The organism is Sphingomonas sp. GM_Shp_1, from assembly GCF_026540895.1.
Lineage (GTDB): Bacteria > Pseudomonadota > Alphaproteobacteria > Sphingomonadales > Sphingomonadaceae > Sphingomonas.
On the sequence record NZ_JALNUR010000003.1, the window covers coordinates 87,396 to 101,086 of the forward strand.

General features: G+C 66.5%; 10 protein-coding genes. 1 reads left to right on the forward strand and 9 read right to left on the reverse strand.

Annotated elements, in window-relative coordinates; translation table 11 throughout:
• Window positions 1–5: 5 nt before the first annotated feature.
• The 7 genes from OXQ33_RS02695 to OXQ33_RS02725 form a co-directional block, all read right to left on the reverse strand.
• Entirely contained in the window at window positions 6–2,114 is a 2,109-nt protein-coding gene (locus tag OXQ33_RS02695) for an alpha-L-fucosidase (protein WP_267433143.1), read from the reverse strand.
• Window positions 2,111–4,444, reverse strand: coding sequence for a family 20 glycosylhydrolase (locus tag OXQ33_RS02700; protein ID WP_267433145.1), 2,334 nt, complete (start codon window positions 4,442–4,444; stop codon window positions 2,111–2,113). The genes OXQ33_RS02695 and OXQ33_RS02700 overlap by 4 nt, the downstream gene beginning before the upstream one ends.
• Entirely contained in the window at window positions 4,444–7,689 is a 3,246-nt protein-coding gene (locus OXQ33_RS02705; RefSeq protein ID WP_267433276.1) for a TonB-dependent receptor, read from the reverse strand. Before OXQ33_RS02705 ends, OXQ33_RS02700 begins: the two co-directional genes overlap by 1 nt.
• 126 nt (window positions 7,690–7,815) lie before the next feature.
• The gene (locus OXQ33_RS02710) at window positions 7,816–8,883 is read right to left on the reverse strand and encodes a FecR domain-containing protein (RefSeq protein ID WP_267433146.1); all 1,068 of its coding nucleotides are present in this window, start codon (window positions 8,881–8,883) and stop codon (window positions 7,816–7,818) included.
• Window positions 8,880–9,374 carry a sigma-70 family RNA polymerase sigma factor gene (locus OXQ33_RS02715; RefSeq protein ID WP_267433147.1) on the reverse strand — a complete coding sequence of 165 codons (495 nt, stop codon included), beginning with the start codon at window positions 9,372–9,374 and terminating at the stop codon, window positions 8,880–8,882. Before OXQ33_RS02715 ends, OXQ33_RS02710 begins: the two co-directional genes overlap by 4 nt.
• A 268-nt stretch (window positions 9,375–9,642) precedes the next feature.
• Window positions 9,643–10,770: a metallophosphoesterase gene (locus OXQ33_RS02720; protein ID WP_267433148.1), complete on the reverse strand. Its 1,128-nt coding sequence runs from the start codon at window positions 10,768–10,770 to the stop codon at window positions 9,643–9,645.
• A 249-nt stretch (window positions 10,771–11,019) separates the two neighbouring features.
• On the reverse strand, window positions 11,020–11,754 hold the full coding sequence (locus tag OXQ33_RS02725; protein WP_267433150.1) for a 3-oxoacyl-ACP reductase family protein: 735 nt from the start codon (window positions 11,752–11,754) through the stop codon (window positions 11,020–11,022).
• Between the two features lie 129 nt (window positions 11,755–11,883).
• Between OXQ33_RS02725 and OXQ33_RS02730 the strand changes: the two genes are divergently transcribed.
• Window positions 11,884–12,195 (forward strand): metalloregulator ArsR/SmtB family transcription factor, encoded by a 312-nt coding sequence (locus OXQ33_RS02730; protein WP_267433152.1) that lies wholly within the window; start codon window positions 11,884–11,886, stop codon window positions 12,193–12,195.
• Window positions 12,196–12,318: 123 nt separating this feature from the next.
• Here the strand turns inward: OXQ33_RS02730 and OXQ33_RS02735 are convergent, their stop codons facing one another.
• Window positions 12,319–13,149, reverse strand: a complete 831-nt coding sequence (locus OXQ33_RS02735) for an aldo/keto reductase (RefSeq protein WP_267433154.1) — start codon at window positions 13,147–13,149, stop codon at window positions 12,319–12,321.
• A gap of 128 nt (window positions 13,150–13,277) precedes the next feature.
• Entirely contained in the window at window positions 13,278–13,676 is a 399-nt protein-coding gene (locus OXQ33_RS02740; RefSeq protein WP_267433155.1) for a VOC family protein, read from the reverse strand.
• Between the last annotated feature and the right edge of the window lie 15 nt (window positions 13,677–13,691).

Below are 13,691 nucleotides of genomic sequence, written 5' to 3' on the forward strand. Positions count from 1 at the left end.
CCGACCTATCGGGTCAGCAGGCTGATCTCCGCGATGGCGAGCCGGGTCTCGCCGTTCGCGGTGCGGGGGAAGGCGATCTCGATATAGCGGCCGCGATGCGGCCGACCGAAGACCAGGCGCTGCGGCGCCTGGTTGGCGGCGATGTTGGAGAATTCCCCCGCCTCCTGCACCGGGCCGGACAGTGCCGGGTCGTCGCCGATCCGCACCGTCCAGGTCGCCGGATCGCCTGCGCCCTGCGGCGCATGCCAGCCGGGTTTCAGGACGAAGCCGCGCATGGTCACGCTGCGTCCCAGGTCGATCGTCACCGAACAGGGCTTGCCATCCGCGCCGACTAGTGGCGCGATCCAGTCGGTGCGGTTCAGTTCGTCGATCAGCTTTTCGGCCTGCGGAGCGCTGGCGCGAACGATCTTCCAGTCGCTCTTGCGGATGTCGAAGTCGCGTCGCCCGACGCTGCTGACCGCGCCGCTCGCCAGATGGATCCCGATCGCCTGCACCGTCCCGCCATCGGGCAGGGGGAAGGGGGCGGCGTAGCGCGGCGAAGCGGCGCTGGGCGTACTGCCGTCGATCGTATAGGCGATGGCCTGACCCGGCGCATCGCTGGTCAACGTCACCAGTCCCTCCCGGTCGCGCAGGATATGCGGCGGTTCGAGCAGGACGGGGGCGAGATAGATGCCGAACTCGGTGATCGCAGGCACCGCTGCTGCGGCGACGATGCGCAGGCGGACGTGCCGGGCGGTGACAGGTGCGTCGAGCCGGACGACGCGCTGCGACCCGATCCCCTGCTTCGCCACGATCTCGCGCCAGCCCCCGGTCCGGGGGATATCGATCGCGAACCGGTCGACCCGCAGACCCAGCGGCAGATGCTCGGCGAGGCGGATCACGTCGAAGGTCTTCGCCGTACCGAGGTCCAGCGTCAGCATCGGCGTGGCGGCCCCATCGGCCGCAGCCCAGAAGCTGCCCGGCTTGCCGTCCAGCACATGGGCGGCCGGATGGTCGGGCCGCGCGCTGCTGGCCGAGGCCGTGGCCCCGCGCGCGAGGTCGGTGGCATACATATCGCGCACCGCCTTGCCGAATTCGGCGAGGTTGCCGACATCCTCATCGGTGATCCGCCCCCGCGTATCGGGGGCAAGGTTCAGGAGCAGCCCCGCGCTGCGCCCGACCGTGTCGAAATAGATCTTCATCAGATTGGCCGGGCTGCGGCTCTGGCCATCCTCATAGGCGTGCCAGAACCAGCCATAACGGGTCGAGACATCGGCCTCGGCGGGCCACCACACCGATCCCCCGCGAACCCCCGAATTGCCCTTTTCGGGCGTGAAGCCCTTGTCGTCCATCGTCGCCCAGCAAGGATCGCCCGCTTCGCCCTCCTCATTACCGACCCAGCGCAGGTCCGCGCCGACCGGATCGAAGGTGCAGGCCATCGGCTGAAGCTGGTGGACGAAATCGATGATCGACGGCCAGTTATAATAGGGGACCGCGTCGATCTTCCGCATCTCGCGCGCGCCGCCATAATAGCCGTCGCCGCCATTCGCGCCGTCGAAGAATACCTCGTAGATCGGGCCGTACTGGGTCAGCAACTCGCGTAACTGGTTGCGGAAGAAGGTGATATAGGCCGGGCGGCCATAGTCCGGGTGGTTGCGGTCCCAGGGCGACAGATAGATGCCGAACTGCAGCCCCTGACGCCGGCAGGCCTCGGCCAGTTCGCCGACGATATCGCCCTTGCCGTTCTTATAGGGGCTGCTCTTGACGCTATGCTCGGTAAAGGCGCTGGGCCAGAGGCAGAAGCCGTCATGATGCTTGGCGGTGATGATCAGGCCGCGCAGATTGGCTGCCTTGGCGGCTCCGACGATCTGGTCGGCGTCGAACGCCTTGGGATTGAAGATCGCGGGGTCCTCGTCGCCATAGCCCCATTCGCGATCGGTGAAGGTGTTGATCGTGAAATGGACGAAGGCGTTCTGCTCCATCCGATGCCACGCCAACTGCCGCGAGGAAGGCGTCGCGCCATAGGGCTTCAAGGCGGTCGCGGAAGGCTCGGCCAGCGCTCGACCCGGCAGCGACAGGGTGGCGGCGGCCAAGGCGATGGCGTCGCGGCGCGAAGGGCGGGGGGTGTCGATCACTGGCGGTCCTTCATGGTTAGCCGCACCGTGTCGATGCCGTAGAGCGGGCCACCGACCGGCGGAGCGATTGTCAGGCACAGGTCGCTCTCGGACGGACTCCGGGACAGCGGTGCGGAAAGGGTGAAGCGGTTCGCGCTGCGGCTTGGATCGGGCAGCGGCGTCGACGCCAGGGCGGGACCGTCGCAGCCGCCGCCATGCACGATCAGCGCGCCGAAATGGCTCGGCGTATAGCGCCAGACGACCTGTTCGCGCTGCTCCTGTCGCAATGCGAAATTGCGCGGCAGGCGGCCGATCGTCACCGCGATCCCGTCGACCTGGTCGAGCGGCGCGGCCTTGTATGTCCAGCAGGGGTTGAAGATGTTCATGCTGTGGGCAGGGCCGTTGCCGGTCGCATCGCGGGTCAGCGGCAGGCGCAGCAGGATACCCGGGCCGGGGCAGGGGACGAGTTCCGCGCTCGAGCGTGTAAGCAGCGCCGCCGGGGTGGTGTCGAAGGCCCGGAACGCTGCAAGCGGACGTCCGTCCGGCGCGAAGTCGGCGGCGCGCAGGACCGTGCCCGATCTGACCGTCACGGGCGCGGCATAGGCGCGCGAGCGGGCGGTCGGCGCGCTGCCGTCGGTCGTGTAGCGGATCGTGCCATAGGGCGCCTGGCGCGCCATCGCGACCGACACCCTCGGGCCGCGCAACGCTTGCCCGACCCCGCCGATCACGGTGAAGTCGACCGCGAAGGCGCTGTCCGCGACCGCGACCCCCTGCCGAACATAACGGTTCATCTGTGGGTCGAGCCGGGACAGGAAGTCCGGCCAGTCGCGCGTACCGGCGGGAGACCAGGTCATCTCCGCCAGCGCCGCCAGACGCGGGAACAGCGCATGTTCGCGCTGTTCGGGCGTGACCATATATTCGGCCCAGAGATTGGCCTGCGCGCCAAGTACGTGATGTGCCTTCGACGCGGCGATCTCGCGGGGCAGCGGGTCATAGGCATAGACGTCGGCCAGCGTCTGGTACTTCATCCGGCCGGGTGGTTCGTCGCCGCGCGCGCTTTGCAGATTGTCGAAATAGAGGACGGGGCCAGGCGATAGCACCACGTCATGGCCCATATTGGCCGCCTCGATCGCGCCCTTTTCCCCGCGCCACGACATGACCGAGGCGGATGCGGGCAGGCCACCCTCCAATATCTCGTCCCAGCCGATCAGGCGACGGCCATGGCGCGCGAGATGCTGGCCGAGTTGCTCGACGAACCAGCTTTGCAGCCGCTCCTCGTCCGCGATTCCCAGCGCCTTCATCCTCGCCTGCACCGCCGGGGAGGCCCGCCACTGATCCTTCAGCGCTTCGTCGCCGCCAATATGGATATAGGGGGAGGGGAAGATCGCCATCACCTCGTCCAGGACGTTGCGCACGAAGTCGAGGCTCGGGTCGGTGACGTCGAATAGATAGGGATTGATCCCCCAATCGCCCGACACCGGCGGACGATCGCCCAGCACGCCGACCTCCGGATGGGCCGCGATGGCCGCCTGGGCATGGCCGGGCAGGTCAATCTCGGGCACGATGGTCACCCCGCGCGCGGCGGCATAGGTCACCAGCGCGCGAAGCTCGTCTTGCGTATAGAAGCCGCCGTAACGCGAGCCGCCCGCGTCACGCCAGGCGCCGATCCCGGTCAGGTCGGGATAGCGCTTGATCTCGATCCGCCAGCCCTGATCGTCGGTCAGATGGAGTTGCAGCCGGTTGAGCTTGGCCTGCGCCATCATATCGATGACGCGCTCGATCGATGCGATCGGCTGCATATGACGCGCCACGTCGAGCATGACGCCGCGCCAGGCGAAGCGGGGCGCATCCTCGATCGTCATCGCCTGGACGGTGACGCCTGAGCCGAACCGCGCGTCGGGGGTCAGCAACTGGGCGAGGGTCATCGCGCCATAGAGCAGCCCGGTATCGCTTGCCGCCGCGATCCGGATGCCCGCCGCCGCGACGTCGAGCCGGTATCGCTCGTCGCCGGGCAGGGCCTTGCCCGACCGTTCGAGGCGGATCACGCCATCCCCGCCCTCGACGACGGTCAGAGCAAGGCCGCGTATGCGGGCGACGATCTCCGCCATCCGGCGCGCGGCGTTCATCGCACCGGCATCGCCCGCCGGCACGGCGATGCGGGCGCCCGCCCCAACCCGGATGCGACCGGTGCCCATCGTCAGATGGGCGGGGCGTGGAAGCACCGGCGTCGCCGGGCCGGCGGCGGTCAGGACCATCGCCGCCAGCCCGAGCAGGCCCTGCGCGGCCCGGCTTCCGCCCGAGCGCGACCGCTTTTGCCGCCCTCGCGGACGCTCGGGCGATGGACCGGTCATCAGAAGCGCGTCGTCGCGGCGATCGAGATTTGCCGCCCGAGCGTGTCGTAACGCTGCGGGATCGTGTTGCCGCGCGACAGGGCATAGTCATAGGTGTTGGTCATGATCGGCTGCTGACGGTCGAAGATGTTGTTGACCGCCGCGGTCAAGGTCAGCCGCTTGGCGATGCTGAAGGCCAGCGCCAGGTCGAAATAATGATAGGGCGCGATGCGGGTGAAGTCGGAAACTGCGGTCGCCGGATTGGAGTTCGGGCCGCCATTCTGCCCTGCCGTCGTTCCGTCGATATACCGCCAGGCGAGCGAGGCCGAGAGAAGCTGGCCTTCCGAGGAATAGGTCGCGCGGACATTATGGACCCAGCGGGGCGCGGGCTGCGAACAGGAGCCGCCGAAATAGCCGACGCAATTGGTCCGAGGCTGGTTGACGGCGGCCTGACCGCCCTGATCGGTCGTCAGCGTGCCGTTCATCAGCAGGTCGACCTTGCCCGCCGTCTCGCCCAGCGGGATCGAATATTGCGCCTGGAAGTCATAGCCGCTGGCGAACAGGCGATAGGCGTTGAGATTGCCCCCCTGGATGTAACCGGCGGAGGTACCGGTGCTCGTCAACTGATAGGTGGTCGGATCGCGGACGAGCCTGCTGCAATAATAGGGATCGCCGGTGATGACGCAGCCGTCCACGGCGAAGCTGGCGCCTAGATAGCTGATCACGCTGTTGACCTGGATCGTGTAGCGATCGACCGAAAGGCTAAGCCGCGGGATGAAGCGCGGCGTGAAGACGAAGCCGAAGGTCGTCGTCCGCGCATCCTCCGGGCTGATCGGTATGCCGTTGTTCCGCTGGCGGCAGACATCGTCGACGCATCGGATGCTGCCGGGAATGCCCGCTGCGATTCCGTTGCCATATTGGCTGTCGGGCAGCCCGGTCAGGCGACACACCTCGCGGCTGGCGCGCGGAGCGACGCCGTCGACGCTGGCGCAGGGGTCGATGATCGTCGCGTTCTGGAAGCTGACTGTCTGGTTCGCCTCGCGCAGGCCGGGTGCGCGCGCGGCGCGGTTGCGGCCGAAGCGGAAGGTGATGTCCTCGGTCGGCGAATAGACCGCCTCGACCTTCCAGGTGTTGAAGGTCTCGGAATTGGTGCTGTACTTGGACAGGCGATAGCCGCCATTGACCTGCAACAGCTTGATCAGACTGACATTCTGCACCAGCGGCAATTGCGCCTCGACATTGCCCTCGACCACGTCCTGCGTCGCGAAGCGGTCGGCGACGCCGCCATAGACCTCGATGAATCGGGCATTCTGGATTCCACGCTCCTCCTGCTTGCGATATTCGGTGCCGAAGGCGAGCGCGAGACCCTGTTCGGCGAAGGGCGAACGGATGCCGTAGCGAGTCAGGTCGACGGTCAGGTTGGCGGTGACGTCGTAGAATTTGGCGCGCAGGTCGCTGACGCCCAGCCCCTCGTTGAACAGATAGTTGCTCAGCGCGGCGCTGCCGGGATTGTTGGCGACGAAGACGTTGAGCGGCACGCAGGCGGGGTCGGTGCCGTTGACCACCGAGCGACAGGTGGGAACGCCGCTCATGTTCACCACGTCGAGCGCCCGGCCGACCTTGACCGCGACCGGATTGCCGCCCGGCTGCCATAGCTGGCGGCTCTCGTCATAGACGCCGCCGACATCGTAATGCCAGCCGTCCGCGATTTCGCCCCGGATCGAGGCGTTGATCCGCGTCTGGCTGTTGGTGAAGGTCTCCTTGTCGCGGTCGCCCGCCAGACCCGGAAAGCCGTACTGGACGCTCAGCGGCGCATATACGGCCGTCCCCGCGCGCGCGCCGCAGATCGTCTGCGCCTGCGACGGTGACAGGAACGGATTGTCGCAATTGACCTGGTAGCTGCCTTGAACATAGGGGCCGTAGAGCAGGTTCTCCGACTTGTCGTGCAGGTACATCACGCCGAGCGAGATCTCGGCGGCCGGGGATGCCTTGAAGTTGATGAAGCCACCGGCATTGTACCGCTCGTAACCGCGTGCGGCTAGTCGGTCGCCCTGGTTGGGATAACCCGGAATGGTCGAGGCCGGGGCAAAGACGCCGGGGTTGCCGGTGACGTTGGAATAGTTCGCACCGTTGGCGGTCAGCGTCCCGTTGGGCGATGCGCCGGTGACGCCGCAGATCAGATTGTTGACGCGCAGCGGATTGCCGGTGTCGCGGCGCAACTGGCACCCCGACGCGTCACGGTCGCGGAACAGGATGCCGTCGGCGGTCCGATAGGTGCCGTAGACCGAGATGTTCAGCCGGTCGTCGAGGAAATTATGGCCATAGGTCGCGCTCAGGTCCGCACGGCCGCCATCATTGGTCACCCCCCGGGGCGTCGTAATCCCGTAGCGCTGGGCGACGGGCGTCGAGACATTGTCGCGATTGAGGTGATTGTAGAAGCTGTAATTGGCGGACAGTTGCAGCCCGATGAAGTCGCGCCGGATGACATAGTTCACGACGCCGGCGATGGCGTCCGAGCCATAGACCGACGATGCACCGCCGGTCAGCAGGTCGATCCGCTCGACCAGCGACACCGGGATCAGGTTGGTGTCGACGGACTCGGTGCCCGCGATACGCTGTCCGTTGATCAGCGACAGGGTGCGGTTGAAGTCCAGGCCGCGCAGCTTGACGCCGCGCTGCTGGCCGTTGCTCTGCTGGTAATTCTGCTGCGCGTCCGGCTGGACCTGGCCGAGGCGGTTGGTAACCTCCTCCAGGTTGACCGCACCCTGCGCCCTGATCTCCGAAGAGGTGATCGTGGTGATCGGGCTGGCGGACTTCAGGTTGGGGCGGACGATGCGGGTGCCGGTGACGACGACGTCGCCGCCTCCCGAGGCCTGGGGCGCGGGCGGCTCGCCCGAAATCACCGCCTCGCGCTGCTGCTCGCTCGTACCGGTCTGGCCGACGGTGTTGAGCCCGACGGGGCTGAGCCCGGCTGAGCGGGCCGCCACCACATAGACCCCCTGCTGGGTCCGCGAGGCGCTGAAGCCGCTGTCGCGAAGCAGCCGGTCGAGCGCGGTGGTGGCGGGCATGGTGCCCGAAACGGCGGGCGACCGGCGATCGGCGAGCCGGGTTTCGTCAAACACGATCTGGATCCGCGCCTGATGCGCCAGCGTCCGCAACGCCTGACCCAGCGGCTGCGAACGGACATCCACCTTAACTACGCTCTGCTGTGCTGCCGCCGGTGTCGCCGCCACTCCGGCCATCACCGTCGCCGTCGCCAAGGCCATCGCGCTCACGCGTGATGCGATGGTACCAAACCCACTCCTATTCGACATATCGCCCCCCGTTTTTTGGTTACAAGAATATGACGTCCGGGGGTTCGAAATGCTCAGTAAGGCTCCTAAAAAATTCAATCATGTCGTGGAGGGGGGATTGCGTGGCATCGAATTGGTAGCGTTCTGTCCGCTACGCCGTGAGAGCAGGATCGATCCGTGCGAAGGAACGGCCTGAATCGGGAAGGCGGCGACCACGCCTTGCAGGAAGGCGTCGATATCCCCCGCGTTGAAGACGCCGCTGATCCGGATGCTCGATGCGTCGGGAGTGACGACGATGGGCTTGCCGATATTGTATCGGTTGACCCGCTCCACCGCGATCAGCAGCGGTTCGTCGGTAAAGGACAATTGTCCCCCCTCCAGCCGATCGCTGACTGCGGCGGCGCGCAGGGTTGCGAGCGGCTTGTCCGTCGACACGATCAGTTCTTGTCCCGGCGTCAGCGCCTGTTCGGCGCTCTCCCGCGTGCCGTGCACCGTGGCGAATTGCGGAGCCGGGCCGTTGGCCGCGTTCCGCAGGACGGCGACGCGTCCTTCATACAGCGCGACCCGTACCTCGGTGGTCAACTGCTCGACCGAGAAGGCCGTCCCGACGGCCACCACCATGCTCGTGCCGCTGGTCACGGCAAATGGCCGCAACGGGTTCTTGGCGACTTTGAAACTCGCGCGACCATGATCCAGCGTCAGCTCGCGTCGGTCATCCGTGAAGCGAACGCGAACGCCCGTGTCCGCGTCGAGCGTCATCGTCGAGCCATCGGCCAGGATCACGGTTCGCCGTTCGCCGACGCCGGTCTCATAATATCGAGAGGGCGCGCGCAGCATGGCGACCAGGCCGATGGCCAGCAGCACGGCGGCGGCGATCGCCAGCCATCCCGCCTTGGGAATAGGCCGGACCGTCCAGCGTCGTGCACCCGCCTGTTGCACCGCCCCCAGCGCCTCCCCGCGCAACGTCAGCAGTTCGGGCGTATCCGCGTAATCATCGAACCCGCCCCATAGCCCGCGCGCGCGTGCCAGCCGCTCGCCATGCGCGGGATCGGCGGCCAGCCAGGCGGAGAATTTCCGCTGATCCTCGGGGCTCAGCGGTGCGTCGTGGAGCCGCATGCACCAGGCGATCGCCTGATCGTCGATCGATTTCCAGGGGTCCGGCGTCATTGCACGCCTCCCAGATCGCGGAGCAGGGCTCGCATGGCGGTGGCGATATGCTTTTCGACGGCGCTGACGGAGATGCCGAAGACGTCGGCGATGGCTTTGCGCTGCATGCCTTCCAAACGGTAGAGTATGAAAATGTGCCGTGTCCGTTCTGGGAGGCCGTTCAGAATCCGCGCGACGTGGCCGACGCTTTCCCGTGCCTCCAGTGTGCGCGCCGCGTCCAGCCGGTCGATGTCGCCATCGGACAGCATTTCACCATGGTGATAGCGAGTGCGGACGCTTTCGCGGCGATAATGATCGTTGACCAGATTGGCCGCGATACGAAAGATATAGGCTTCGGGATTGTCCACGACATGCTGCGGCCCCGAGGCGAGGCGGCAGAACAGATCCTGCGTCAGATCCTCGGCGAGCGACGCATCCCGCATGCGTCGCTGGAAGAATGCGATCAGCGCCGGGCGAAGCCGGTTGGATAGCTCCAGCAGGTTGCCGGGCATGGCCTGCGGCTGTGTCTGACCCGTTCCCATAGCCATTAGACGTACAGATCCCCGAAACCCACATTACCCTATGCGATATTCGACGCACTGCCCATGACGTGTGGCGATCGAGATGTCGGCCGGCACGGTCGGACGGAGCGATTTGGAGCGGGGGGCTCCTTGACCAAGATGCGGTGCATCGCCGCAATCGGTCCGGCCGGACTGATTTGTGCGTCTGCTCAAAAATCACCGATCCGGCCCGCAAAAGCGGGTCGGGGTGATATTTGCCCTATGGCATCGGCCGCAATGTGAACCGTGTGATCTCGGACGGTACGCCCAGCCGGAGGGCGAAGCCCGGCCACAAACCGGTGCCGTTGCTGACGTAGAGTGTCATGCCGCCGACCGCATATTGTCCCGACACGAACCCGGCATTGCCTCGCGCGACAAGCCGATCGAGCCCACGGATCATGCCGCCATGCGTATGCCCCGACAGCTGAAGCGCCACCCCACGCGCGGCGGCATCGCGCGCCTTGCGGGGCTGATGATCGAGCAGGATGATCGGCGCGTCGGCGGGTGCCCCTCGGAGTGCGAGGGTAAGGTCGGGTCCGGCTTCGCCGACGCTGGGCGCCGACAGGTCGGTGACCCCCGCGACCACCAGTCGGTCACCGCCGCGCGGGATCACGGCATGCGCATTGGTCAGCATGCGGAAGCCCATGCTCGACAGGTGCCGCATCCACGCGCCGTAATCGAAGAAATATTCGTGATTGCCCGGAATGGCATAGACCCCGTCCGGCGCACGCAACTGCCGCAATGGCGCCACGTCATCCCGCCGCATCTCGACCGACCCGTCGATGAAGTCGCCGGTCACCACGATCACGTCGGCACCGGACGCGTTGGCGCGCTCGACGACCGCTTGCGCCCATTGGGGCGTGAAGAGGCGGCTGATATGAAGGTCGGTAAGCTGAACGATCTGGTAGCCGTCGAAGGACGGCGGCAGGTCGCGGATCGCCACCGTCACGTCCTTGATGGGCGGAACGCGCAGCGCACTGGCGACCCCGATCCCGGCCAGCACCGCCGCCAGCCCGGCGATGGCATATCGCAGAAGGGCCGGTTCCCGGATCACCTCCCGACGAACGAGCATGGTCAGCAGCGCACCCAGGTCGAGGGCCAGTTGGAACACGGCCAGCAGGAGCAGCGCGCCGAATGCCCAGTTGAACAGGATCACGACCAGCCGCGGGAACTCGGGCGCGAATACCGAGCCTGAGGAGAGGCGGCTCCACAGGTGGAACTGCGAGGCCGCGATCATCAGGAACCCGGCAGGTATCTCCGCCCAAAGGGGCAGCGGCAACGGTGACAGCCAGCGTGCCAGGACGATCAGCGCCGGTATGGCAAAGACGAGATTGAAGATGGAACGCACTCCGGCTGTTGCATGCGATGTCGGTTCTAAACGATGCGCTCGCCGTCCGTGTCCCCATAGGCACGGGCGAGGGGGTTTGGGCAGGGTTCTACGGGCGCCGTCGTGAGGACAACGGCGCCCGTCCTGTTTCGGGGGCTCAACAACCAGCAAGTGCGGGGGATGGGCCAATGTCGGGGACAAACGTCCGCGTCATACTCGCCCAAGCTTCGGCGGCCCCTTCCATCAAGGAAAGGGCGACGATCACTGGCCTTACGCCGTCGCACCGCCATCGATGTTGAGCGTGGTGCCGGTGATGTAGCTCGCATCCGGTCCGGCCAGGAACGCCACCGCGCCTGCGATTTCCTCGACTTTGCCGTAGCGGCCGAGCGGGATGGCTTGCAGCACCTGCCCTGCGAAGTCGCTGTCGGCGGGGTTCATGTCGGTGTCGATCGGTCCCGGCTGCACGGTGTTGACCAGGATGTTGCGCGAGGCGAGGTCCTTGGCCCAGCCGCGTGCGAGCGCCGCGACGGCCGCCTTCGTCGCGCTGTAGACCGTGGTCGCGGGGAAGGCCATTTCGCCCGAGATGCTGCCGATCAGGATGATCCGCCCGCCGTCGCGAAGATGCGGCAGGGCGGCGCGGGTGCCGACGTGCAGGCCTTTCACATTGACGCCGAACTGGCGGTCATAGGTCTCGTCGGTATCCTCGGTGACGGTCGAGAATTCGGCCACTCCGGCATTGTGGACGAGGATGTCGATCCCGCCCAGGGCAGCGGCGGCCTGTTCGACGCCCGCTCGCTGCGAGGCCGGATCGGCGGCATTGGCTTGGAAGGCGAAGGCGGTGCCGCCCGCGCTCTCGATCACCGCCACGGTGGCATCCGCTGCCGCCTTGTTACCGGCATAGGTGATCGCCACCGCCGCGCCCTCGGCCGCCAGTCGCTTGGCGATGGCCGAGCCGATGCCGCGCGATCCGCCGGTGACGAGCGCTGTCTTTCCCTGAATGGACATGTGCATTCTCCAAATCTGGCCCGCGATCACGGCTTCGTGCGCTGTCGGCAGGCGGAAGATGGGGAGACGCTTTAATGGTTCAATAATCCCGAACTATTAAATTCACTGCGGTGCCCTATATTTGTTTGCATGCCCCGCTTCACCCATCCCCGGCTGGAGGACGTTCCGCTCGATCTGGCGTTGCACGCGTTGGCCGATCCCAATCGGCTGGCCATGGTGGCGCGGCTCGCCGCGACCGAGCGGCTGCGCTGCACCGACGCCGCGCCGTGCGAGTCCATTCCGAAGAGCACATTGTCCAACCATTTGAAGCTGCTGCGTGCGGCGGGGCTGATCGAGACGACGCAGGCCGGGCGCGAGATGATCAACACGCTGCGCCGCGAGGAATTCGATCAGCGCTTTCCCGGCCTGCTCGACGCGGTGCTCGCCAACAGGCCTGCCTGATCACCGACCGATCACGTAGAGTTCGGCCAAGGCATCCTCTGGCAGGTAAGCCACCGACGAAGCGCACCTGTTCAAGGACCGGCTTTCGCCGCCGCTGCGCGCGTTCCTCGACTTCATCCGTGGCTAGAGCATCGCAAGCGGCTCGGGACCTCGTGGCGGCGGAAACAGACCGTCGAGGCGTCGTAGCTCGGCTTCGGACAGGGTGAGGTCCAAAGCGGCACGATTGTCACGCACATGGGCGACCGATCCGGCCTTGGGGATGGGAAGGATGCCGTCCCGCGCCAGCAGCCAGGCGAGGGCGAGTTGCGCGGGCGTGGCGTCGCGTTCCGCAGCCATGTCGGCGAGGCCGGGATGGGCCACCAAGCGGCCTTGCTCGACCGGGCTATAGGCCATGACCGGCATGCGATGCTGCGCTAGCCAGGGGATCAGATCATATTCGGGGCCGCGCCGGGTGAGGTTATAGAGGATCTGATCGGTCTGGCAGCCCTCGCCGCCGCTCGCGACCAGTTCCGCCATGTCGTCGGTGTCGAGGTTGCTGACGCCCCAGCGCAGGATCTTGCCCGCCGCGACCAGTCGTTCCATCGCCTCGACCGTCTCGGCCAGCGGCACACGTCCACGCCAGTGCAGCAGGTACAGGTCGATCCGGTCGGTGCCGAGCCGTTGGAGGCTCGCTTCGCAGGCCCGGGGCAGCCGGTCGCGCGAGGCATTCTGGGGATAGGCCTTGCTGACCAGGAACACATCGTCGCGCACGCCCGCGATCGCCTCGCCGACGAGACGTTCGGACTCGCCATCGGCATACATCTCGGCCGTGTCGATCAGGGTCAGGCCGAGCGAGAGCCCTTCGCGAAGGGCGGCGATCTCATCCGATCGGCGGGCGGGGTCTTCCGCCATCATCCAGGTGCCTTGGCCCAGCGCGGGGACGGTCGTACCGTCGGGAAAGCGGATCATCTTCATGCGCTGACCAACGTCCGACGCCGCGCATCGGGCCAATATCCGCCGACCCTCACGCGTGATCCTCGTCGCACCGGATCGGCCAGGCGCTGCCCATCGCCGACGGGGACGGGCAGCACGGGTTCGCCGGATTACTCGGGGAAGTGGATCCCGCAGAGCTTATTGCCGTCGGGATCGCGGAAATAAGCGAGTTCGATCGTGCCCATCGATGCCGTGTGGCGCGGTCCGGGCGGTGCTTCGATCGACGTGCCGCCATTGGCGACCGCGACATCGTGAAACTGCTTCACCTGCTCCGGCGAGTTGCAGGCGAAGGCGACGGTGCCGCCGTTCGCGACGGTTGCCGGTTCGTCGTTGATCGGCTGGCTGACGATGAAGTTGGTCCCGTTGCCATTATTGTAGATGAGCCGCGTATGGCCGCTGTCGGCGATGTTGCGCGTCGCCTCGCCCACGCCGAGGGTGCCGAGCACCGTGTCGTAGAAGCGCTTCGATCGTTCAATGTCGTTCGATCCGACCATCGTGTGAAACAGCACGCCATTCTCTCCTGC